Source organism: Marinomonas aquiplantarum (assembly GCF_003314975.1).
Lineage (GTDB): Bacteria > Pseudomonadota > Gammaproteobacteria > Pseudomonadales > Marinomonadaceae > Marinomonas > Marinomonas aquiplantarum.
On record NZ_QNRF01000001.1, the window covers coordinates 201,720 to 225,234 of the forward strand.

The 23,515-nt window shown below is 45.1% G+C and carries 27 protein-coding genes and 1 tRNA gene; 7 read left to right on the forward strand and 21 right to left on the reverse strand.

Translation table 11 applies throughout. The annotated features are described in order from the left end of the window. From DFP76_RS00995 to DFP76_RS01025, 7 genes are all read right to left on the reverse strand, one after another. The gene (locus DFP76_RS00995; RefSeq protein WP_113872823.1) at positions 1 to 729 is read right to left on the reverse strand and encodes a 2Fe-2S iron-sulfur cluster-binding protein; all 729 of its coding nucleotides are present in this window, start codon (positions 727 to 729) and stop codon (positions 1 to 3) included. Positions 730 to 924: 195 nt separating this feature from the next. Further along, positions 925 to 1,281 carry a type II toxin-antitoxin system PemK/MazF family toxin gene (locus DFP76_RS01000; RefSeq protein ID WP_113872824.1) on the reverse strand — a complete coding sequence of 119 codons (357 nt, stop codon included), beginning with the start codon at positions 1,279 to 1,281 and terminating at the stop codon, positions 925 to 927. A 29-nt stretch (positions 1,282 to 1,310) separates the two neighbouring features. Beyond that, complete coding sequence (locus tag DFP76_RS01005; RefSeq protein WP_113872825.1) at positions 1,311 to 1,574, reverse strand: AbrB/MazE/SpoVT family DNA-binding domain-containing protein; 264 nt, start codon at positions 1,572 to 1,574, stop codon at positions 1,311 to 1,313. Positions 1,575 to 1,639: 65 nt separating this feature from the next. Beyond that, positions 1,640 to 1,909 (reverse strand): hypothetical protein, encoded by a 270-nt coding sequence (locus DFP76_RS01010; RefSeq protein WP_113872826.1) that lies wholly within the window; start codon positions 1,907 to 1,909, stop codon positions 1,640 to 1,642. A gap of 131 nt (positions 1,910 to 2,040) precedes the next feature. Further along, entirely contained in the window at positions 2,041 to 2,238 is a 198-nt protein-coding gene (locus DFP76_RS01015) for a hypothetical protein (RefSeq protein WP_113872827.1), read from the reverse strand. A gap of 461 nt (positions 2,239 to 2,699) precedes the next feature. Then, positions 2,700 to 5,336: a toprim domain-containing protein gene (locus tag DFP76_RS01020; protein WP_113872828.1), complete on the reverse strand. Its 2,637-nt coding sequence runs from the start codon at positions 5,334 to 5,336 to the stop codon at positions 2,700 to 2,702. 12 nt (positions 5,337 to 5,348) lie between these two features. Then, positions 5,349 to 5,639: a hypothetical protein gene (locus DFP76_RS01025; protein WP_113872829.1), complete on the reverse strand. Its 291-nt coding sequence runs from the start codon at positions 5,637 to 5,639 to the stop codon at positions 5,349 to 5,351. Between the two features lie 139 nt (positions 5,640 to 5,778). On the opposite strand from DFP76_RS01025, the gene DFP76_RS01030 reads away from it, so the two are divergent. Next, on the forward strand, positions 5,779 to 6,222 hold the full coding sequence (locus tag DFP76_RS01030) for a helix-turn-helix domain-containing protein (RefSeq protein WP_113872830.1): 444 nt from the start codon (positions 5,779 to 5,781) through the stop codon (positions 6,220 to 6,222). Then, the gene (locus tag DFP76_RS01035) at positions 6,209 to 7,255 is read left to right on the forward strand and encodes a phage integrase (protein WP_113872831.1); all 1,047 of its coding nucleotides are present in this window, start codon (positions 6,209 to 6,211) and stop codon (positions 7,253 to 7,255) included. The genes DFP76_RS01030 and DFP76_RS01035 overlap by 14 nt, the downstream gene beginning before the upstream one ends. A gap of 201 nt (positions 7,256 to 7,456) precedes the next feature. Here DFP76_RS01035 and DFP76_RS01040 read toward each other — a convergent pair. Then, a tRNA-Phe gene (locus tag DFP76_RS01040) sits at positions 7,457 to 7,532 on the reverse strand. Between the two features lie 120 nt (positions 7,533 to 7,652). Between DFP76_RS01040 and trmL the strand changes: the two genes are divergently transcribed. Together trmL and DFP76_RS01050 are read left to right on the forward strand one after the other, a co-directional pair. Beyond that, entirely contained in the window at positions 7,653 to 8,129 is a 477-nt protein-coding gene (trmL, locus tag DFP76_RS01045) for a tRNA (uridine(34)/cytosine(34)/5-carboxymethylaminomethyluridine(34)-2'-O)-methyltransferase TrmL (RefSeq protein ID WP_113872832.1), read from the forward strand. A 7-nt stretch (positions 8,130 to 8,136) separates the two neighbouring features. Beyond that, the gene (locus DFP76_RS01050; protein ID WP_113872833.1) at positions 8,137 to 9,237 is read left to right on the forward strand and encodes an ion channel; all 1,101 of its coding nucleotides are present in this window, start codon (positions 8,137 to 8,139) and stop codon (positions 9,235 to 9,237) included. A 33-nt stretch (positions 9,238 to 9,270) separates the two neighbouring features. Here the strand turns inward: DFP76_RS01050 and DFP76_RS01055 are convergent, their stop codons facing one another. From DFP76_RS01055 to DFP76_RS01110, 12 genes are all read right to left on the reverse strand, one after another. Beyond that, positions 9,271 to 11,004 (reverse strand): potassium/proton antiporter, encoded by a 1,734-nt coding sequence (locus DFP76_RS01055; protein ID WP_220150975.1) that lies wholly within the window; start codon positions 11,002 to 11,004, stop codon positions 9,271 to 9,273. A 14-nt stretch (positions 11,005 to 11,018) separates the two neighbouring features. Next, on the reverse strand, positions 11,019 to 11,270 hold the full coding sequence (locus tag DFP76_RS01060) for a YfhL family 4Fe-4S dicluster ferredoxin (protein ID WP_013797554.1): 252 nt from the start codon (positions 11,268 to 11,270) through the stop codon (positions 11,019 to 11,021). A 53-nt stretch (positions 11,271 to 11,323) separates the two neighbouring features. Beyond that, entirely contained in the window at positions 11,324 to 11,809 is a 486-nt protein-coding gene (coaD, locus tag DFP76_RS01065; protein ID WP_013797555.1) for a pantetheine-phosphate adenylyltransferase, read from the reverse strand. A gap of 169 nt (positions 11,810 to 11,978) precedes the next feature. Continuing rightward, on the reverse strand, positions 11,979 to 12,524 hold the full coding sequence (locus DFP76_RS01070; RefSeq protein WP_113872835.1) for a YggT family protein: 546 nt from the start codon (positions 12,522 to 12,524) through the stop codon (positions 11,979 to 11,981). Positions 12,525 to 12,550: 26 nt separating this feature from the next. Beyond that, on the reverse strand, positions 12,551 to 13,369 hold the full coding sequence (gene proC, locus DFP76_RS01075) for a pyrroline-5-carboxylate reductase (RefSeq protein ID WP_113872836.1): 819 nt from the start codon (positions 13,367 to 13,369) through the stop codon (positions 12,551 to 12,553). Between the two features lie 63 nt (positions 13,370 to 13,432). Continuing rightward, entirely contained in the window at positions 13,433 to 14,155 is a 723-nt protein-coding gene (locus DFP76_RS01080; RefSeq protein WP_113872837.1) for a YggS family pyridoxal phosphate-dependent enzyme, read from the reverse strand. 94 nt (positions 14,156 to 14,249) lie between these two features. Next, positions 14,250 to 15,356, reverse strand: a complete 1,107-nt coding sequence (locus DFP76_RS01085) for a GGDEF domain-containing protein (RefSeq protein WP_113872838.1) — start codon at positions 15,354 to 15,356, stop codon at positions 14,250 to 14,252. Between the two features lie 114 nt (positions 15,357 to 15,470). Further along, a complete protein-coding gene (locus DFP76_RS01090; RefSeq protein ID WP_113872839.1) occupies positions 15,471 to 16,748 on the reverse strand; it encodes a dihydroorotase in 1,278 nt (425 codons plus the stop codon). Between the two features lies 1 nt (position 16,749). Next, complete coding sequence (locus tag DFP76_RS01095; RefSeq protein ID WP_113872840.1) at positions 16,750 to 17,757, reverse strand: aspartate carbamoyltransferase catalytic subunit; 1,008 nt, start codon at positions 17,755 to 17,757, stop codon at positions 16,750 to 16,752. A gap of 231 nt (positions 17,758 to 17,988) precedes the next feature. Beyond that, positions 17,989 to 18,486 (reverse strand): bifunctional pyr operon transcriptional regulator/uracil phosphoribosyltransferase PyrR, encoded by a 498-nt coding sequence (pyrR, locus tag DFP76_RS01100; RefSeq protein WP_113872841.1) that lies wholly within the window; start codon positions 18,484 to 18,486, stop codon positions 17,989 to 17,991. 65 nt (positions 18,487 to 18,551) lie between these two features. After that, positions 18,552 to 19,013 (reverse strand): Holliday junction resolvase RuvX, encoded by a 462-nt coding sequence (gene ruvX, locus DFP76_RS01105; protein ID WP_113872842.1) that lies wholly within the window; start codon positions 19,011 to 19,013, stop codon positions 18,552 to 18,554. After that, the gene (locus DFP76_RS01110) at positions 19,013 to 19,576 is read right to left on the reverse strand and encodes a YqgE/AlgH family protein (RefSeq protein ID WP_113872843.1); all 564 of its coding nucleotides are present in this window, start codon (positions 19,574 to 19,576) and stop codon (positions 19,013 to 19,015) included. Before DFP76_RS01110 ends, ruvX begins: the two co-directional genes overlap by 1 nt. 268 nt (positions 19,577 to 19,844) lie before the next feature. On the opposite strand from DFP76_RS01110, the gene DFP76_RS18065 reads away from it, so the two are divergent. The 3 genes from DFP76_RS18065 (at position 19,845) to DFP76_RS01120 (ending at position 21,752) form a co-directional block, all read left to right on the forward strand. Further along, positions 19,845 to 20,000, forward strand: coding sequence for a hypothetical protein (locus DFP76_RS18065; protein WP_181799768.1), 156 nt, complete (start codon positions 19,845 to 19,847; stop codon positions 19,998 to 20,000). A gap of 98 nt (positions 20,001 to 20,098) precedes the next feature. Further along, a complete protein-coding gene (locus tag DFP76_RS01115) occupies positions 20,099 to 20,938 on the forward strand; it encodes an isopenicillin N synthase family dioxygenase (protein WP_113872844.1) in 840 nt (279 codons plus the stop codon). 160 nt (positions 20,939 to 21,098) lie between these two features. Next, the gene (locus DFP76_RS01120; RefSeq protein WP_113872845.1) at positions 21,099 to 21,752 is read left to right on the forward strand and encodes a DsbA family oxidoreductase; all 654 of its coding nucleotides are present in this window, start codon (positions 21,099 to 21,101) and stop codon (positions 21,750 to 21,752) included. Positions 21,753 to 21,823: 71 nt separating this feature from the next. Here DFP76_RS01120 and DFP76_RS01125 read toward each other — a convergent pair whose 3' ends face one another. Further along, positions 21,824 to 23,284, reverse strand: coding sequence for a benzaldehyde dehydrogenase (locus tag DFP76_RS01125; protein ID WP_113872846.1), 1,461 nt, complete (start codon positions 23,282 to 23,284; stop codon positions 21,824 to 21,826). Between the last annotated feature and the right edge of the window lie 231 nt (positions 23,285 to 23,515).

The following is a 23,515-nucleotide window of genomic DNA, read 5'->3' on the forward strand; positions in this document are numbered from 1 at the left end:
TCAATACCCAGGGTCAGGAAATTCTATCGTCCATACATGTGGCATATAAGGATAAGGTGTACCGCCAAGTTCAGAGGTTATTCCTAAATAGGATAAAGGCTGATCGTAAAAATCAGGCCCTAATATTTGGGATCCTCTCGCTCTTACAAATCCAGTAAATGTCGTTCTACAAAGCCCATCATGACATTCTGTCCTATAATGAACACCCGTTTGTCCCACACTAAAACCAAATGCAGTAAACGTAAGATCAACAGAATAATTACCAGACAAATCCGTTACTCCGGACATAATCCTTTCTTCAGCAAGCAGCTGACGATCACTAAACTGCAAAGCCATTTTTATATTATAACCTAGGTTCATTGGCACACCATTGCCAAAGAAATAATGCCATAAGGCATTACCATCACTGGTGTCATTATTAAAAACACTTGGCGGCTCTAGCATATCAAATAAATCTTCATCACACTCAACAAAGCTCATATTTCCTTTAGGACGTGTCACACAACTCAGAAAAAAGCCAACTTCACGCCACTCACTGGTTAAAAAACTTTGATCTGAATCGTCGTACATGCCTTGATTACGTGTAAAACACAAACACGAAGAACACGCACCCGCTCGACATGAACTCTTTAGTTCAATGTCGCTCTCTTCTGCTGCATCAATTAAGTAATCTCGATCACTACAATCAAAATTACCACCGTTGGTCATAGTTATTTCATAGGTAGGCATTATCAGTTCCATTTAAAGTAAAGATAAATCAGAGTAACCATCCTATTCATTACTTTATAGACCCATAGAGGGTGAAATATTCCTACCTTTGCTGAAAAAACGAATATCAGTTTAATTAAGATTAAACTGTAAAAAAAACCGCTGTTTGAAGCAGCATGAAGGCCTCTCAAACAGCGGTTTTTTTAGTCAATAGGATTAGCTTAAAAGCTGATCCACTCCCATCAAAGTAGCCAATTTTAATACCGCTTCCTTATAGACATGGTCCTTTGCCTTAGTAATAAACTGGGCTTTGCGTTGTTTCCAATCCAGTGTTTGCACACCATTTGAAACCACCACAGAGGGTTTGTTCAACGCATCACCAAGTGGAACTTCCAACATACCACCACGAATACTGGTACTGATCGGCAAGCAGATAATCATGCCCGTTTGCTGATTCAAAGCCTGCGACGACAACACCAGAGCGGGGCGCAATTTACCGATTTCTCTCCCTTTTTTTGGATCGAAATCCAACCAAATAATGTCCTTTCGGTCCGGCACATAAGGGCTCTGCATCACTAATTTCCTTTTATTCCGTCATCAGGCTAATCAAGCCACTCATTGTCATCAAGGGCAGCCAATTCATCCGTGTGGGCAGTATTTTTATCGATACCCGCTAATAGCTCTGACTCAGAATATGGCCAAGCGTTGCCACTCTTATCGACCACTGGCTTAATCAACAAACCATCTGGCAAAATTTCATAGGTCACTTTACTGCCTTGATGTAGGTTCAGTGCTTCAGCCGTGACCGCATTGATGCGCAATGCCAGGCTGTTGCCCCATTTTTTTACTTCAGCATCAATGTTCATACCTTCACCTCAATGTTAACCACGTAAGATAAGTATATACATTGGATATACATATTGCAAAATGCTCAGTCTTGTTTCTCCTCTGATTTCACTAAGCCCTGACCCAATTGGTTCTGCACAACTTCAATACACAAACTCAAACCACGATAAAAAGAAGCCGAACGCTCTTCTCTTTGAAAGGACAATTCATGGGTGCTAGAGCGCAAAAAGCTCAACATATCATGGGCTGCAGCAACCGCTGCCAAATGCTCATGGGGATCGCTTATATGTAGTTGCTGAACCGCCGAGTCAGATTGACTAGAAGCAACAAGGGAATCAAAAACAGACTTATTCATAGTGATAACTCGCCTAAATGGCAAATTCTACGATAGCCCAAATCCTATTATGAAAGAACAGTTAGCAACATCATATTACCAACTGATCTATTCCCAGTAAGACAAGATAGCCAGATCACTGTGAGTTTAGGCTATGACTTGCCTCGAGCCATCTGAAGCACATCGGCAGATTGTCGCTTTGGCAAGGCCTCACGCACCGACGTTAAAAAGAGACTCACACCACGGCTTTCATTTTCACTCACCTCGATGCCATAACTAAAGGCTTTGGTTAAAAAAGCCAACTGATCGTCCGCTGTTGCAATTTGATCCTCAAAATCGATTCTATCCATAACAATATCCTTTGTTTTTGTATGCCCAAATTATCAGTTCATTTACATAAACTTACAATACATAAAAATGGCATTTTCTTTCAACTCAAGCTAAAAAAGTTTTTTTAGTGTTTATAACATAATGAAAATTAAGTGTTTTTAACCTCTATTAGACTTAACCATATCTTTAGTTTTCTAAATAAAGTATTACATACCTTCTCTTTTTCCTACCTATCTCAGCTCTGAGTAACAGCGGTTACAGAACAAAAAACACTTTAATATCAATACATTAAGATGAAACAATCGCCATTTAAAAGGTAACTTTCGGGTAACAAGGAGTAACTTTTTCATAGTTTATAAAGTAACTCTGTTACTCATAAATCACTTAAGATTTTCTTTAAAAAACCATAAAAATTAATAAGTTATAATCTTGTTACTCAGGTTACTCTATTCCGAAGATATCATCTAAATCCTCCATACAGTCACACCTCTGCTCCAACTTGCCGAGCAAATAACCAACAATTTGATACCTTTTCCGTTAAGGCTGAACGGTACTTTTTACGCTCGATAAACTTATACGTCCGTGAGCTGGGCAATTGACGCTTTAACTCCTGCAATTCCAATAAAGGCTGATTGTGCTTACGACATTGCTCATAAAAATCGTTCAAATTAATGGCGACATATTGCTCAGGCTGACGGTGATGATTCAATCGCGTGGCCTCACTGGTCATAAAACGACTGTCGGCCGTGGCCACGCCTTCATCAATGTAATGAAAGATCTCCCAAAACTGCTCCAATAACGGACTGTCTCCCGCCAACCTTTGATGACGCTGACGCAAGCGTGACAAGAGCAATTGATATACTTGTCCCACTCCGTCCTCCAACTGAGGAAAAAACAACCCAAGCGCCGCCACGGCGGCCATGACCTGAGCATGATTAAAGATCAGACGTTGCTTAATCTGCTCCACACCGTCTTCAGCACGAAACGCCGCATCATACTGCTCGGTATAACGAAAAAACGCAGCCAAATACGCCTGCTCTTGCTTCAAGACATGAGGCAAATACCCCGCCATTTCTTTTAACGGTGCATTACGCAAACGCATGGCCTGAGCTCGAGTCGACAACGGAGCTGTGCGGAAAAAAATATGTACAATACGCTCCATCAAGGCTTCTTCCCCAGTAACAGACGCATTCTGCGCGATCACCAAGGCCCCGTTAAACATGGGTTCATCCGTATCATTGCCTCGCTTCGCGATCCCCAAAGTGCCGGTACCGCGACCGTCATACAAGGGCTTAATAGAGTCAAAGGTGAAACCTCGTTGCTTGTGATCGACCTGTGCCATGTGATCCCCTTCAATCAACACCACAGGCAAGTTCGAGACCTGATTAAACGCCCGTCGAATCCCAGCCTTAGTGGCTTTTTGAGGATCAAAGCCTTCATAATCCCGCCCCAACAAATGCCATAGACTTTCAATCAAAGTAGACTTACCCGCGCCAGGTTCCCCCGTCATTTCCAGAAAAGGAAACGACTTATGCTGCTTACGAATCTGCTGCACAAACAAGGTCGCCGTCCAAAACCCCAGCACCACCAGACCATTTGCCCCAAACGCCGCATACAAATCCTCAAACCACTCACCGGTAAAAGGTTCACCATGCACAATCGCAGGCGACTTCATCGAAGTTTTCACCCCCAACGAACCGAGATCAAAATAGCCTTCCGCGTTAAGAGGAATTTCCCGTCCTTTATGAATCGCAAAGGACTGATACACATACACAGAAAACTCCGCGTTATAACCCACATAAGGCATAGAATGGATGGTTTTGATCTGCTTAAACCAACGGTCCAACAGAATATCCATCTCCGCCTTACTGCCGTTAAACACCCCACCGGCAGCCTTATTCAACAAACTCTTATTAAAAGCCGACGGACTCTCCAAATTAGAGCCTTCCAAACTAATCAACTCATCCGCGTGATTATTCTGATACGACACCTTAAAGACATACCACTTGTCGCCCATCACATCGTCTCTTTCTTGATACAAAAACTGGGGCAAACAATTGGACACCTTTTTCACCGTCGCCGCCTGTACAAACACCCTCTGACCACTGGCACTGTGGATGTCCGTTTCACCCAACGCTTTTTGCACTTCATCGGCGTAACACACCCAATAGGCCTGCTCAAACGCAAACAGCATATAATTCTGGCGACCTCTGCGATAACGATGAAAAGCATAATCCATGGCTGTTTCCGCTACCGCCAAATGCCCACGGTATTCACAATCTAACCAAAATTTTTCCTGCTCAAACGCCTGATTGCGCAAACAATCATCCCAATCCAAATGCTGACTGGGCGTGAGCATCACCTTGGTTTTCTGCCCCTGCTCTTGCAACACTTGGCGCCACTTTTTAATCGCCTTAATGCCCGCCTCATCATGGTCATACGCCAGCACCCAAGTGAGATTCAAATCAGCATATTTCTCAACCCATTCACTCGGGAAGTTTTGGCAAGAAAACGCCGCAATCGCCTTCACCCCGACCATGGCCAAAGCAATCGCATGAAAAATCCCCTCCACAATCAACACCTGATCACGCTTTTCCAGCACCTGCCCCGGCACCGCCCAGCCTTTACCCCGATAACGCGTGCCGGCACTAAAATGCGTTTTTCCCTGACAACTGGCAGGCAGCAAAGGCATCGCCGCTCGATCAATCACCCGCTCCCAATATGCATTTCCCCACAAGGGAAACCGCACAGTCGGCGTCAAAGAGCCATCTTTTAAGGGCAAATAACCCTGTTGCCAAGCCTCCTTAATCACCGCCAAATCAAAGCGACGCTCTTGCGTTAAATACGCCCTGGCAGTGGCATTGGGGTCCTCCGGCGTCGTTGGAAAACGCTCAGAAAATTGCTCAAACAAATCCGCAAACAAGGCTCTTGCCGTGTGCCTTTCACCACACCTATTGGCACGTCCACAGAAAATCACCCAAGGCGCCGCCACACTGGTCCACGCCTCCTTCTCACCACAACTTGGGCAACGTCCTCGCACATGCTGCCCAGACACCTTAAAACCCAATTCAGACGCCAAACGCCCATGAATATCATCAATCAACTGTTGTTCAGACATAACCAAGCCTTCTTAAATTCGATCTTTTTCAGAAAGCTCTTCTTGCAATGCAAACAAATTCACCATCACATGACGGCCCAACTTAATGGTCGGCAAATACCCATTGCGGCGTAACCCCTCCACCACCCCATATTGATGTTTAGAACCTTCACGCCCACGATTGGTTAACCCGGTTAAATCACTGAACTTTTCCAAAGTCACCAGAGGAATCGACACCTCACGGCTTTGCACCATGGCGTTATACGCCTCAATAGGAAGGGTTACCGTGGCCTTGGATTCATTCACCAAAAGTTTATCAGTCATCGTCATCTCCTTGCGATTAATTGACCAGTTTAGGATAGTGATATAATATCTAACCAAATCTAGATATTTTTAAAACCCTAACCCATAGAAATACCCTAAAACAAGTATTTTTATAAAATTAACCAAAAGTGGTGAGTTTATGAGCTCAAACGACCTCGTCAAAGAACGACTGAAATGGATGAGAAAAACCGAAGGACTGACCCAAGATGAATTTGCTAACCTAGTGGATATACCCGTTGGCACTTGCCGAAATGTCGAACAAAACGGCACAGTTTCATTCGCGCAACTGCACAAAATATTTCAACAGCCTCGCTTCGCTCGCTATCTGATGTGGTTTTTCCAAGGCAACAGCTACCCCAGTATTGGCCAAATTAGCCCAGACATACTGCAAGACATCAAACAACAACTGAAAAAAAACAATCCGGATTTCAACAAATACCAAGAAGTAACGGACGAAGAAGTAAAACAACAGCTTGATCACTATCAAAGTCACCAACCGGCCGACTTTGGCATCGCTCAAAAAGTCTTGGAAGACATTACCAACGCCGCTAAGGAGAGCTTAAACCGACATGGCATACCCTAAAAAAAACCAAAAAGCAGACAACCACATCTGGCGTCTGGAAGACAATCGCTATCTGGTCGAACTCCGACTGGATGGCGGCTATGGCAAACTGCACCGAAAAATCCACGACACCCTAAGAGCCGCCAAAATATACCGCGACGGCCTGTTTGCCAAAAAAGCCGCAGACGCCGACTTCAACCCCCACAAAAAACGCGACAAACGTACCCTCTCGAGCCTGATCGATACCTGGGAAATGCTGTTTGCCCGAGAACTCAAAGATGGCCAAAAACGCACCTCAAAATTACGCTTTCTTTGCCAGGAATGGGGCAACCCCGAATACCACCACATCAGCGCACGTCACTTTATCGAATTCCGTCAGCGTCGCCTTGATCAAGGCTTGAGCCTCAACACAGTCAACCATGACCTGGCCTACCTCAAAGCCATGTTTAACAAACTGGTGAAACTCAAAGAACTCACCGACAACCCGCTAAAAGAAGTCGAACTCTTTACCTTAGAACAATCTGAAATACGCTATCTGGAACTGAGTGAAATCAATCGCTTCCTCAACGAACTACAGCACAGCACCAGCCGTGACGCTTACGTCGTCAGCCGCATCTGCCTAGAAACCGGCTGTCGCATCAACGAAGCGCAAACCCTTAGAAACAGCCAAGTCAAAGGTGGCGTCATCCAATTTGCCCGCACCAAAAACTCCGAATCTCGTGCCGTTCCCATCAGCAAAGAACTTGACCAACTCATCAAACAAGACCGCCCTCGCCGCGGCAAACTGTTCGGCGCCAGCATTACCAAAGCCTTCAAAACCGCCTGCAACAACGCCCATATCGACCTGCCCAAAGGTCAAGCCACGCACATCATGCGCCACTCCTTCTCCGTCCACTTCATGCGCGCCAAAGGCAGCATCCTTGACCTACAAAAAATCCTTGGTCACAAAACCCTCGCCATGACACTACGCTACGCACAATTCCACCCAGACTACCTAGCAGACGCCAAAATCAAAAACCCCATTGCCCAAATGCAACAAAATAAAAATAGTTAAACTTTTGTTCACCTATCACGAGCCAAACAAAACGTCACCGAGGACAAAAAATAGACAGCAGAGGCAAAAATACCAAAAGGAAAAACAGAGAAGAAAACAAGAAAGGAAAATAAACCAATAGAATCAGATGGATATAAAAACACCCATCCTCAAAATTCCATAAAAAAAGCCCGCTAGTAAACTAGCGGGCTTTCTTAATCATGGTGCCCAGAGACGGAATCGAACCGCCGACACGAGGATTTTCAATCCTCTGCTCTACCGACTGAGCTATCTGGGCAAGTGGGGCGTATTATAGAGAAACCTTTTTTATGGTCAATACTTTTTTTTGAAAAAAACATAAAAACTTAGTTTTCGACGATTGTCTGGTATTATCTCTGAATATCAAGGAGATAAATTCATGCTACACATTGTACTTTACCAACCTGAGATTCCACCTAATACTGGCAATGTTATCCGCCTTTGTGCAAACACAGGCTACCACCTTCATCTGATCGAACCTTTGGGTTTTGAGTTAGAAAATAAAAAGCTACGTCGTGCGGGTTTGGACTACCATGAGTTCACACGCTTAAAACGCTACCCTGACTTTCAAGCGTTTCTCGATCAAAACGAGACTGGCACTGTGTATGCTCTGACCACAAAAGGCAGTCATACGCACAGTGAAGCGGAATTTGTGGAAAATGATGTCTTGGTATTTGGCCCTGAAACCCGTGGTTTGCCTGCTGACTTTATTGAAGCCTTACCACCAGCACAGCGTTTGCGCCTGCCCATGCAGCCTAATTCGCGTAGCCTAAACCTTTCCAACACCGTAGCCGTCATGGTTTACGAATCTTGGCGACAACTCGATTATGCTATGCCCAGTGAATTAAACCAGTAGGAGCCCAATGAATTCTCTTAGCCTCCTGTTAAAACGAAAAAATAGTCGTCGCCAATTTCGTAAAGAAGTACACCTTCACGAAACTACGGACTTAAAGAAACGCCTGCTGCTGTTAGCGGGCGTCATTGCACTTCATAGTCTCGCCATGGTGTTGTTTGAAGATTTGGACTGGTGGCAAGCATTCTGGCTAACCATGACCTCAGCCAGCACTACCGGTTATGGGGATTTATCCGCCGTCAGCTTTTGGGGGCAATTTTGCACCATCGTATTAATTTATGGCATGGGCATTACCCTGCTAGCACAAATTGCCAGTGACTATGTTGAACTCAGATTAATGCGTAAAGAAATGCGCATCAAAGGCCGCATGAGGTGGGACCATATGCAAGATCATATTCTTATCATCAACACTCCCAAATATGACGCAGAGCGTTATCTGGACCTGTTGGTGAATCAGATTAATCAAACACCTGAATTAGCTGACACGCCCATTCAAATTCTCACCACAGCCTTTCCAGATGGTTTGCCGAACGACCTTAGATTGCAAGGCGTGGTTCATCACACTGGCGATGCTCTGGAAGATGGTATGTTGCTTTCTGCTGGCATACAAAACGCCAAATACGTCATTGTGCTATCGCCTGATAGCCGCAACAATCATTGTGATAGTTTAATTTTTGATGCTCTGCATAGAATCAAGCAGATAGGTTCGCCAGCGTTTATATTGGCTGAAGCCATTAATGATGGCAATCGACCTCGTTTTAAGGCAGCAGGAGCGAATGCGGTGATTCGTCCGATTCGAGCCTACCCAGAAATGCTAGTACGATCTCTAATCGCACCAGGCACAGAACAAGTATTGGAAGATTTATTTCGACATCAAGGAGACCATACTATTCGCCTAGATGTCAGCTTGTCTGAGGTAAGCTGGGCTCATGTGGTCACAACCCTCATCCAAAAAGACATAGGTACAGCGCTAGGGTATGTGAAGCAAGGTGGCGACATTGTCACTCACCCACAGTCCAAAGAGTTGATTGACGCTAAGGGTCTGATCATTCTTGTTAATGACAATCAAGCGTTACCAGAAGCTGAACAGATTCGACGCTTATTTGCCTAAATCGCTCATATCAACATGAGCGCGGTATAAGCGCTAGCTTTGCAGCTTGATGCCCACCACGGTAATGTCTGCGCCATCCATTTGTCGAATGGTAAGGCGCAGCTTGCCGAATCGCACTCGGTCACCCACGACAACCTGTCGACCCAATTGACGTTTTAATAAGTCCGCTGCGGTTTCTTGATCATCGATATCTTGGCTATCTACCCCATAGGTTTGCGCCAACACTAACAGAGACGCATCACCATGCACCGAAAACTCCCCAAAAAAGTTCTGCATGAGGAATGACGCTGTCCCTTTTTGAGCAAAAGCCAAGGCCACATCGTTAACATCATTTGGATGCAGCAACATCCAGACTCGATCCCCCGTCATTAATTCCGTTTCTGCCGTCACCACCGTTGGATGTTGATTACGCACTAAGGCCACTAACTGAGGCGTGTCAACGCTCACGCTTGGCACATTATTAATGATGGCGGAAGGAATGCGGATGCCATCCGCTTGTACTAGAAACTCATACAATTCTAATGACGGATGAAACGCATCACTTTCCGTTAACGAAAAACGCGTTGTCGGTTCAGGTACTGGCGGCACCACAACTTTCAACCAGCGTGCCATCAGTGGCACTGTAGAGCCTTGTAGTAGCAGAGAAATCAAAACAACCGTAAAGGTAATCTCGAACAACAAATTAGAGTTACTCAGCCCTGCAATAACAGGATACAAAGCCAACACTATTGGCACAGCACCACGTAACCCGACCCAGCTAATATAAAAACGTTCAGGCCAACGAAAATCAAATGGCAGTAAACAAACTAAGATCGCAACAGGACGTGCAATAAAGATGAGGAAAAGAGCAATCAATACAGCTTGCCAGCCATAAGCCAATAAATCAGATGGCGTGACCAGTAACCCTAACAACAAGAACATGCCAGCTTGAGCCAACCAAGCCAAACCATCCATTGCCTGCGAAATGGAATCATGTTGTTTGATCTTGCCATTCCCCAATATCACGCCAACCAAGTACACAGCTAAAAATCCACTGCCGCCCAACATATTGACGCCCGAGAAAATCGCCAGACCACACGAAACAATTAACAGCGCATATAAACCTTCAACTAAAGGTATACGCTGTAACAACAGTAAAGCGCAGCGACCGCCTAGCCAGCCCAGAAAGCCACCAATGGCAAACTGCAAGCCGATCTGCCCAAGAAAGCCCCACACACTGACTTGTTCGGAAGACTGCAGCAGACCCGTTAACATCACCACCAGTAGAATCGCCATCGGGTCGTTCGCACCCGATTCGATCTCTAATGTTCCACCAACACGTTCATTCAACCTGACGCCACTGTTGCGTAACAGATTAAAAACCGCTGCGGCATCGGTCGAGCCGACAATGGCCCCCAGTAAAAGTCCGTAGATCAAGTCGACATTCAGTAACCAAGCCGCGAAGGAGCCTACCGCAGCCGTGGTCATAACCACACCTAAGGTCGCTAAAGACAAAGAAGGCCATAAAGCCACTCGAAAGGTACTGATCTTGGTACGCATGCCACCATCAAGAAGAATGATGGCTAAAGCAAGGTTACCGACAAAAAAGGCAAGATTAGGGTTGTCAAAGTCCAGTCGGCCTACTCCTTCTTCACCTGCTAGCATTCCCATTCCAAGGAACACGAGAAGCAAAGGTAGACCAACGCGGACAGTAACAGAGCTAGCGAGGATGCTGACTAGAAGCAGCGCCCCCGCAAGGAAAATAAATCCATTTGTATCGATGTTAATTTCAACCTAAGACGTTAAAGTTGACCTGTTAATGTCAGGTATTTTTCCATTAACTGCTCTTCCGTTTCCTTGTGATTCGGATCCAATGGAATACAGTCAACAGGACAGACTTGTTGACACTGTGGTTCATCAAAGTGTCCAACACACTCGGTGCATTTAGACGGTTCAATGACGTATATTTCTTCCCCCTGAAAAATGGCCTCATTCGGACATTCAGGTTCACATACATCACAGTTTATACAATCATCGGTAATAATAAGAGACATTTGTTCTCTCCAAAATCGCCATAGATTCTACAGCGTAATCAAACAAATCAGCTTTACAGCGTTTGATAATGTTCCTGAAGCACTCGTTTCACTTCAGGGTTTACAAACTGTCCGAAATCCCCATTCAGTGAAGCAATTTCTCGTACTAACGTCGAAGAAATATAAGAGTGCTTCTCTGAAGGCGTCAAGAAAATGCTTTCCACATCTGGCGCAATAACACGGTTCATGTTCGCCAATTGGAATTCATATTCAAAATCCGACACAGCTCGCAAGCCACGAATAACAACCTGTCCATTCACTGAGCGAGTAAACTCAGTTAATAGATTATCGAAACCGAGTACTTCCACATTTGGTAAATGCCCAAGCACCTTTTTGGCCAATGAAATACGCAATTCATGGGACAGGGCCGGACGTTTTTTAGGGCTCGCAGCCACCGCAACTATTACTTTAGAGAATAGTTTTGACGCGCGATCAACCAAATCCGTATGGCCGTTTGTAATAGGATCAAATGTCCCCGGATAAACCGCAATCGTACTCATAGCTTTCATCCAAAAAATTAACAAGGGAGCAGGAGCGAAGGCGGTTTTATCAAATATCGCCTATCTTCACTCCCATTTAGGGGTCGCATCATATAGGAATATGCCGATCTTCTCAATTCGACACATTCCTCCGCCTATTTATCCGCGTGATGCCCCGCATCACTTACTTCTATCCGAAGCCGTAAAAAGCCAACGCTTGCTTCGAAAAAGAAATGGCTAAGAAGATAAAGATAGGTGATAAATCCAATCCTCCCAACGGCGGAATAACGCGCTGACAAGCACTATACAAAGGTGCTGTGATCTGAGCAACCAACATTGCCCCTGGGTGATTTGCACCTGGCGCAACCCAACTTAGAATCACCGAAATCAACATCGCCCAGAAGTACAAGTCTAACAGGTGATATAACACCCCAACGACAGTGGCAATAAAGTATTGCATTGGCTGAGCGTTCACCCCATGCATAAAGTTAATTAGCAACAACGTTAGCAGTTGTACAATTAACGCCAGCACCAAAGACGCTGTGTCGAGACGGCCAATCGACGGTATAATTTTACGCAACGGAATGATAAATGGACTGGTCGCTTTTACCACCCCCTGACTAATAGGGTTATAAAAGTCGGCTCGAGTAAGCTGCAGCACCATGCGCAGCAGCACAATAAATAAATACAAGTTACCAATGACTTGTATGAGCATCACAAATGGGTTTGATTGCATTGCCATTTTCCTTAGTTAAATGTTGTCTAGGCAGAAAAGTCTTTCGCCATAACCTTTGAACGATCCATACAGGCTGTCATCGCATCCGCCACGACTTGATCAATATTAGACGCTTCAAAAGACAATAACGCTTGTTCTGTGGTGCCATTTGGCGACGTGATATTTTGTCTTAACTGAGCGATAGGCTCATCAATCTCAACCACCATACGCGCAGCCCCTAACATAGCATGACTGGCCAATTTACGACTGCTCTCTTCATCTAGGCCTTGTTGTTTAGCCGCTTTCACCATGGCCTCTACAAAACGATAAAAATAAGCAGGTGCACTACCAGATAACGCAGTCACCGTATGCATCTGAGTTTCATCGTCCACCCAGACTGAGTCACCAATACTAGCGAACAACTCCGTTACCCAGTCTTTTTGCTCCTGAGTCGTTTTCGCATTAGCAATTAAGCCCGTCATGCCGGCCCCAATTTGCGAAGGCGTGTTCGGCATGCTTCGAACCACAGCCACCGGACTATTAAGCCAATGAGATAAGGCGGCTATTTCCACCCCAGCGGCCACGGAAATGTACAACTGATCTTGACGAACCTGTGGGGCAAACGCCTCAATCACAGACTGCATCTGAGCAGGCTTTACACATAACACCACCACATCCGCTTGTTGAACGGCTTGTTGGTTATCGGCCAACATGGTGATGCCGTATTCGTTCGCATAATGTGCTCGTTTTTCCGCTGTTCGTGACGTCCCTATAATGCTTTTTGCTGGGTAACCACTCGCTAATAAGCCACTAAAAATGGATCTTGCCATATTTCCAACGCCGATAAAGGCAATACTTGGTGTCATTTTGTATCCTAAAATTGTGTTTTTAATCGTTATATACGCTCATCAAAAGTCGACAAACAGGTTTTACTGAGCATAATCCCGTGCCCCAAAAATCGCCGTACCTACGCGAACCATGGTGCTTCCTGATGAGATTGCGGCGGGTAAATCTGCCGACATACCAATAGATAATGTGTCTATCATGCTATCGGATTTGGATAATTCAAGAAACGCCTGTTGTAAAGGTTGATATACCTGACATTGAGTAGCAAAACTTTGCTGAGGTGCCGGAATCGCCATCAAACCGCGTAACTGTAGATTTGGCAAACTTTGCACTAACTCGACCATCGCAGGCAATTGCTCTAATAAAATACCCGACTTACTCTCTTCACCACTGATGTTGACCTGAATACAGACCTGTAATGTTGGCATATTGTCAGGTCTTTGCTCGCTTAGGCGACGCGCAATTTTTTCCCGATCAATGGAATGCACCCAATCCATGGATTCTGCAATTTGACGAGTCTTGTTTGATTGAATTGGCCCAATAAAATGCCACTCTATGCCCTTCAATTCAGCTAACGCATGATATTTATCAAAAGCTTCTTGAACATAGTTTTCGCCGAACGCCCTTTGCCCAGATTGATAGGCAGCTTGAATATCCGTGAGCGGTTTGGTTTTACTTACAGCCAATATCCGCACACTGGCTTGATCGCGGCCTGCGTCTATTGCCAACTGCTCAACTTGCTGCCTCACCTGAGAAAGGTTTTGGGTTACCTGATCGGCATGAGAGAGGTTTGTGTCGATTGTCATGCTGTTGCCTCTTACTATCTGAATCAAGTGAGTGAATAAAACACTTTATTCACTCACCGAGTAGAGACACATGATAACACTAATGAAAAATCACTTATAAAGAATAAAATTCGCTGCTGCTATCGTACAAAGCACCATGAAATTCAATCTGGTAGCCAGACATATTTTTCAAGGAATTAGCGGCAAAGTGTGCCGCCTGATACAGAGCGTCTAAACTAGAATGCTCAGGGTAAAAAGCAATGCCAATAGAAACACCTGATTCAATCAGACTATTACTGGCATACTTTTCCTGCTGCATGGATTCTAAAAGTTTGCTCGCAACCACTTCCGCATCGGATAAATTCTGAATACGAATCCCCATCACTAACTCACGTTCATCATAGTGCGCAATCAAATCATTTTCGCGTACTTCTTCACGAATCAATTCCGCCAATACTCTTAGCTCATCGTCATCTACTTTCTTTTTAGAAAGCAATTGTATGGAAAACATAGCGGCCCGCTGAAAATGACGACGTGAGTCTTTCAACACGATGCCAAAACTGTTTTCAAAACTAAAACGACGCAACAAGCCGGTCACTGGGTTACGATGGTTGTCTTCCAATAACTGATAGTTCGCTTTTTCACGAATAAAGACGGCATCCAACCAAGAACAATAAGCATCCAATGCGGTTTCCATCAGATCACTTTCTAGTTGCTGATGACGCTTTTGAAAAGCCAACATGATGTATATCGCACCCTGCTCATCAGAGTTACTGACCATAGAGACATCAGAGAAATCATGTGTATTTAGAAAAGCTTGCCAGGGGTGCCAGTTCGTTGCATTGCGAATGTCTGATTCATGACGTTTTTGACAAGAAGGGGCTGCCGCAAATGAGATCAGTGCCTGAGGAAGATCCACCAGCATGCCTTTTGAATTCAAAAGACTCTCACTCACCAAATCGGAATACTGAAGTCGCCATTGTAAACACTCCTTGTCACACACCAAAAACAAACAATAAGACTGTGACAACTGCGACTTTATTTTTTCACGAAATCGATTCAGCAAGGAGCTTAAAGGTGCTCCTTTCGAGATGATCTGCATCATCTGAGACATATCACTATACAAGCTCTTAATAAAATCGCGCTCTTTTTCTAAGAGAGACACACGAGAGCGCAACGCTTGCTGCTCATCCAGCAGTGATTTTGAAGATTCAATAGACATAAAACATTACAACCAGTAGCAAATCCTTGTTTAGCTAGATTAACCACCTAAGACAAAAAGTAAAGAATTTGTATAGATAAGTTGAGTAAAAACCCAACTTATCCTGAAAATTCGCTACGAACGCTGATAAATTCGCTGACCTGAGATATAAGTCGCCGTCACTTGCCCGATAAACTCGTCTTCAAAGTAAGGGGAGTTATGGCCTTTAGTTTTACGATTTTCATATCTCCAATGCCATCTTGAAGTACTGTCAAACAAGATAAAGTCGGCAAAACTCCCTACCGCTAACGACCCCGCCTCCAAGCCAAAGCAAGCCGCTGGACCTGACGTTAAACACGTCAACAAGGTCGAGAAATCCAAATCCCCTTCGTCCAATAATGTCATGGCCAACGGCAACAGAATCTCTACGTTTGCCATACCCGGTTCGGTGGCAGCAAAAGGTGCTATTTTCGCCATTTTTTCATGTGGCTGGTGATCAGAACATATCGCCGAAATCACCCCCTGTTTGATGCCTTCAATGAGGGTTAGACGATCTCCTTCACCGCGCAATGGTGGCAATACATGGAAGCGTCCATCAAATTGGTTTAACACATCATCACTTAACAGAATGTTATGCAAGGCCACGTCAGCCGTGACATCCAGTCCTGCGGCTTTCGCATCCGCCAGCATTTCGACTGATTTCGCACAAGACAGACGGGCAAAATGTGCTCGTACGCCCGTTTTTTCGACCAGTAATAAATCTCGCATTAGGGCCACGGTTTCTGCCGTATCAGGAATGCCCGCTAATCCATGCATAGTGGAATACAAACCTTCATGGGCACAACCACCATCAGACAGGCTTTTGTCTTCTGGGTGAAATACCACTAAAAGATCATGCGTCGCCGCGTATTCCAACGCTCGCGATAAGACTTTGGCGCTTTTCATTTCGTGACGACCATTCGATACCGCCACACAGCCGGCTTCCGTTAACGCCACCATGTTACTGAGTTGTTCCCCTTCCAAACCTTGGGTTAAGGCTCCGATAGGAAACACATTGGCCATGCCAGCTTCATCTGCTTTATCTTGAATCAATGCCGCTACCGCTGGCGTATCAACAATTGGCTTAGTATCAGGAGGACACACTAAGGTTGTCACACCACCCGAAACAGCCGCACGACCTTCGCTTGCGATGCTGCCTTTTTGCGTTTGACCTGGTTCACGCAATGACACTGCCAAATCCACTAAACCTGGTAGCACCCATTTGCCTGTGGCATCCACCACTTCTGCGTCTTCGAAACCAGCTGGCGCTTCACCAATCGCCACGATTTTTTGATCTTCAACAAACAGATCTACAACGGCATCAAGGTTTTGACTCGGGTCGATCAAACGACCATTTTGAACTCGTAATTTCATACTACTTCTCACCCTCGCTGCCTTGATCCGTTTCAGCTTTCTGTAGTTGCCCACTCATTGCCATAGACATCACCGCCATGCGAACGGCAATACCATTCGTCACCTGGTTCAAAATCACAGAATGATCACCATCGGCCACCTCTGATGAAATCTCAACACCACGGTTAATCGGCCCAGGGTGCATTACAATGGCATCAGGTTTAGCCCAAGATAAGGACTCTTCCGTCAAACCGTATAAGCGGTAAAACTCACTTTCACTTGGCAATAACGCGCCTTTCATTCGTTCTTTTTGCAGCCTCAGCATGACCACAACATCAACGTCTTTCAAACCTGCCTCTAAGTCATGACAGATTTTCGCCCCCATTTCAGAAAAGAAACTGGGCACTAATGTTTTAGGGCCGACCAAGCGTACTTCGTCTACCCCTAATGTGGTCAGAGCCTGCAACTGAGAGCGAGCCACTCGGGAATGTAAGATGTCGCCAACAATCGCGACTTTGAGACCTTCAAACTGTCCCTTATGACGACGTATGGTTAACATGTCGAGCATGGCTTGAGTTGGATGAGCATGACGACCGTCACCAGCATTGATAATGGCGACATTGGGCGTGCAATGTTCAGCAATAAAATGTGCCGCACCACTGTCCGAGTGACGAACCACAAACATGTCGCTCTGCATGGCTTGCAAGTTTTGCAAAGTATCCAGCAAAGACTCCCCTTTTGAGGTGGCAGAGGTTTCAATATTGAGGTTGATTACATCAGCCGATAGGCGTTTTGCTGCCAACTCGAAAGTAGTACGGGTACGTGTGGAGTTTTCAAAAAACAGATTGACCACGGTTCTCCCTCGCAAAAGAGGGACTTTCTTCACCGATTGCTCTCCCATTGTTAGGAAAGAATCAGCCCGATCCAAGATCTCTGTCAGAATCGTTTTATCCAGACCGTCCAAGGTTAAAAAATGTTTTAACTGGCCGTCATCGTTTAGTTGTAATGCCCGTGGTTCGGATCGCATCATGGTTTGCTTTCCTCAAGCTACAAAGGCGCAGGTCGCCTTTCTCTTTGAAACAAAATAGGTCGATAAGAAAATGCCCGGTACAGCTAACTGTGACCGGGCATTAAGAACATCAAGTAACAAGCCCACCTATTTTTCGATGGAACTCAGTGCGACTCATTACTTTTTCATAAAACTTATCCATAGGCGTAATTGTCGTACTTGTTCAACAAAAAATAAAGGCTTGAAAACAGATTAATCCGTCTCAATCACAGAAACCGCAAGCGGTTTAGGCCCAGTTAACTTAACCCTTTGATCAGGATTAAGCGTTAAACGCTCTCCAACGATATCAGCCGCAATTGGCAACTCATGCTGACCAAGATCGTATAAGATGGCTAAGGTGATGCTGGCAGGGCGACCGAAATCAAAAATTTCGTTCATCGCAGCACGAATGGTGCGGCCAGACATCAACACATCATCCACCAAAATAACGTGACGATCTTCAATCGCAGGCAATAACGTCTGGTTCACCTTAGGGTTTAATCCCGCTTTGGTAAAATCGTCTCGATAAAACGTAATGTCCAAGGTCGCTAATGGGTCCTTAGTTGGCGCAGCAGACATCAGCTGCTCTGCTACCCACACACCACCAGTGTGAATTCCAACCACAATCGCGTCTTCAATTTGCTTAGCCTGACAGTAATCAACTAACTGCTGCTTCATTGAAGCCAAAGAAGGCTCTAAATCTAATGTCATGTTGTTATTAACCTGTTTTGAAACTCTAATCTGTCATCACACACCGTTTACTGACAAGGCTGATATTAATACTGTTCAGCAAACCATGTTTCCAAAATCATCTGTGCGGCCAACCCATCAACCGAGTTGTCTTTAAAGTTTCGATTGCCGCCACGAGCGATTACCTGTCCTTTTGCTTCATAAGAAGACAGTCGCTCATCCATCATATGGTATGGCAGGTTAAATCGTCCATGTAATCGTTTGGCGAATTTTCGAGCTCGCAGACACATTTCATTTTCTTGTCCATCCATGTCGAGCGGTAACCCTACTACCACGGCATTAGGTTGCCATTCCGCAAACACTTTTTCAATTTCATCCCAATTTGGAATGCCATCACGGGCCTTAATTGGCTCTAAAGGTTGAGCCGTTCCCGTAATACTTTGCCCAATTGCCAAGCCGATTCGAGTAGTGCCAAAATCAAAACCCAATACGGATTGCGTCGTATTGGGTTTTGTTGTGCTGTTGTCAGGGGACGCACTTGCTGTCATTAACCATGTCCTATATCCGGTGAAAGTCTCGCCATATCAATGCCCAAGACTTGAGTGGCTGCTGTAAATTGCAGCTCACTTGGTGTATGGAATAATACGTCTAAATCCGCCTCACATACCAGCCAATCATTATTCGCAATTTCCATTTCCAACTGCCCATCGTCCCACCCGGCACAACCAAGTGTGATACGAAATGCACTGGGACCCTGGCCTTTTGCGATGTCCTCTAAAGCCTGTAAAGACGCAGACAAAGACACTTCAGACGTCACCGGAAGTGTATTACTCCATTGTTTATCCGCAGTATGCAGAATAAAACCGCGCTCAGCTTCAACTGGGCCGCCGGTATAAACTGTTTCAGTGAGCAGGTCTGGTTGCTCTATTGGCATGCTTAAATGATCAGCCAATTCACTGAAATCAATATGAGATGGACGGTTAATAATGATCCCCATCGCACCTGCAGGGGTGTGTTCACAAAGATAGATCACAGTATGTTCAAAATGCGGGTCATCGAGGTGTGGCATTGAAATTAAAAAATGGTTTTTAAAAGAATCAAATACAGTCATAACAAGAGCCCTCTTTATCAAATAAAAAACGCAATTACTGGATTAAAAACACGGTGCCAGCCTGGCAGAAGATATACATGTAGAAGAGCAAAGAAGGCGACCAAATCAACAAAGCCGCCAATGTCAGTATAGGACAAACTGAGAATTTACTAGCCAATCCTCACAATTTATTACGGAATCACTTCAAAACTGTCCATTCAGTTAGTAAACTAGAGATTCGCTAAATCATCAATGATTAAATCCGCTTTTACGGAATAGGTTCACAAAAATGCCACTCAACTTACTCAATGCAAGACATCTAACAACGACTTCTGTCGTGGCGGCTGTCTGCCCAAAAGCACTGAGTTTGTCTCATTGGGCTCAGCATTTTCAGGCAGAAACCGTGGATTTACGCTACTTTTTCCATAGTGGTTGGTCTTCTTAGACTGATATTTGCTCGTTTTTTTATCCATCTACGCCTTATCAAAAGGGCGTATATCAAATCGACCAATACACACTTTTATGCGCAAAAAGGACACTATGATGACATTGCAAGCCATTGATTATACAAGCAAAACGGCTCAAGAAGACTTTGTTAAATCCCTTCACGAAACAGGGTTTGGCGTCTTAAAAAACCACCCGATTCAACAATCGTTAGTCAGTGCTATTTATCAAGAATGGCAACAATTTTTCGACGGCGACGACAAGCAAAACTACCTTTACAATAAAGGCACTCAAGACGGCTTTTTCCCAGCAGAGATCTCTGAGACAGCCAAAGGTCATACCAAAAAAGACATTAAAGAATACTTCCATTACTACCCTTGGGGGCAATGTCCTGTTGAGCAGAAAACCTTACTGGCGCAATATTATTCGGAAGCGAATGAGCTAGCAGCGGAACTGCTGGGTTGGGTAGAAGCTCATACACCAGCGGATGTAGCACAACACTACTCTCAATCCCTATCCAGTATGGTCGAAGACAGTGATCAAACTCTGTTGCGTGTTTTGCATTACCCGCCGCTAAAAGGCGACGAAGAGCTTGGCGCTATTCGTGCTGGCGCTCACGAAGACATCAACTTACTGACTATTTTACCGTCAGCCAATGAACCAGGCTTACAAGTCAAAGCCAAAGATGGCTCTTGGATGGACGTGCCTTGTGATTTTGGCACCTTGATCATCAACATTGGTGACATGCTGCAAGAAGCCTCGGGGGGTTACTTCCCTTCGACATCACACCGTGTCGTGAACCCTGAGGGCGCAGACAAAACCAAGTCACGTATTTCCCTACCGCTGTTTTTGCACCCAAAACCAGAGGTAGTCTTGTCAGACCGTTATACCGCCAAAAGCTATTTGCATGAGCGTTTGGTCGAATTAGGCGTCATTTAAGTTGCTATGGCCTGCCTTAATACAGCAGGCCATTTTTCTTTTTAAGCTTCAAACAAGATGCAAATTTTGCGCATCTTGTTGGTTATTTCAGCTAACTGCCTTTAATTCGTTTGGAATGCCCATAACAAGTTTCTAATCATTCTTTATTAGGTATCACATTATGAGCACCTCTCTTAATATTCAGTTTGTTTCAGACATCATGTGCCCTTGGTGCGTCGTCGGATTGGGGAATTTGAATAAGGCCCTTGATCAATTAGATGACTCTGTTGCGGTCGACTTAACATTTCAACCTTTTGAGTTAAACCCCAACATGCCTGCTGAAGGGCAAGGTTTTCGTGAACACATCATCGAAAAGTATGGCATAAGCGAACAAGAGTCCGACCAAAACCGCGCCATGATCAAAGCTCGTGGACAAGAAGTCGACTTTGACTTCAACTTCACCGATGACAGTCGGATGCGAAATTCCTTTGATGCGCATCGTCTGCTCCATTGGGCGGGAACTCAAGGCAAGCAGGCTGAATTAAAAGCAGCCTTATTCAAAGCTCACTTTACCCATAACCAAGATGTCAGTAACTATTCAGTGCTTGCCAACCTTGCCGCCAGCGTGGATTTGGATTTAGCGGAAGCGAAAGCCATATTAGAAGGTCAGCATTATGCTGATGAGGTACGAGAGCAAGAAGCCTTTTGGCAACAGAATGGCATTCAGTCTGTTCCTACTGTGATCGTCAATAATAAGTATGCCATTTCCGGCGGACAACCTGCCGAGGTCTTTAAAAGCGCACTGGACGAGATCATGGCCAAAGAAGCCGAATAACACGATCTACAAAAATGCCCCGCAAGCGGGGCATTGATATTCTTAGCGTCAACGAGCCTCTCTGTGTCGACTTAGAATGGATACGGAGTTGCGCTGGCTTTCACTGTCATCCATTGCCAATGGGTATACAAATCCCAATCAGCTGGACCACACACCGCATTACCATTACCAGACGCACCACACCCTCCAAACGGGTTAATACACTCGTCATTCACGGTTTGATCGTTAATGTGTAGTAAACCAACATGCAATTGCGAGCCAATGGCTTGTGCACGAGATAGGTTGTTTGAAATAACCGCACCAGCTAATCCGTATTCGGTATTATTCGCCAGCTCAATCGCTTGTTGATCTTCTTTAAACGTCACCAAATTCACTACGGGACCGAAAATTTCTTCATCAAACGAGCGCATACCAGGTTTTACGCCACTCAATACGGTTGGCTGATAAAATGGTCCATTGAACGTACCGCCAGTTTCTAGCTTAGCACCTGCAGCCACAGTATCTTGCACTATGGCATGAACCTTCTCTAGCTGGCGAGGGTTGATGATAGGACCAATGGCTACTTCACTTGTAGCAGGGTTACCAACCGGCAAATGACGAGCCTTTTCAACAATCTTCGCCGTTAGCGCGTCGGCAATGCTTTCTTGTACCAGAATGCGCCCTGACGCCATGCAAATTTGTCCTTGGTGGAAATAAGCACCCCAAGCAATATTACTGGCAGCCACATCCAGATCCGCATCCTCTAGTACGATAAGTGAGCTTTTACCGCCCAACTCCAAAGACACTTTTTTCAAGTTACGGCCACACGCCTCGCCCACTTTACGACCCGCAGCAGTGGAGCCAGTGAAGGCGACCATCTGTACTTCTGGCGCAGCACACAAGGCTTCGCCTGCTTCTACACCACCTGGCAATACCTGAAATAGACCTTTTGGAAAGCCAGCCTCTTCCAATGCCATGGCGAGAATAAAGCCACCGGTAACAGGGGTTTGTGGATCAGGCTTAGTGACTACTGCATTACCTGTCGCTAACGCGGGGGCTATCGAACGAATGGATAAAATTAATGGGAAGTTAAAAGGCGATATCACACCAATCACACCAAGTGGCTGACGCTTCGCATAAGACTGACGATCTGGCGTAGAAGGTAAGGTTAAGCCATTTGGCTCCAGTGTCATGTTGGCAGCCAATTGCAGAATCAGAATCGCTTCTTTGACTTCATGCATGCCCTTAGGAAGGATACCACCCGTTTCACGCGCGACATACAAGGCAAGATCATCAAAATTGGTTTGTAGAAATTGTGCGGCTTTATGAAATAAAGACGCTTTGTCGCGAGGCGCTACTGCAGACCAAGCTTTTTGTGCTTGGCTGGCCTGCTGGCAAGCCGCATAGATATCATCAGCGCTGGCCATCGCCACCTGACTTAGCGCTTCTCCAGTAGCGGGCTCTATGACATCTTGTGTTTGTTTGGCCGCTGGCCAATCACCATTAAAAAACTTACCTGACCATTTTTGTGACGCCAATACAGAATTAGACATGAGTTTGTTCTCCTGTTTATTTTTATTAGAAATCCACTGTGACGGGATTCTAATACATGAGCAATCCCTATGCCGCCTCACGCTAGCAGTCGATAGCAATTTTCAATACAAACATAACCAATTGAATCTATTGATTTTTTTAAAAATGGAAAGAGGAAGTCACTCTGGAATTTATTCTCTTCACATCAACATCTTGACGATATCATCAAAATCAATTCAGACTTAGAAGAC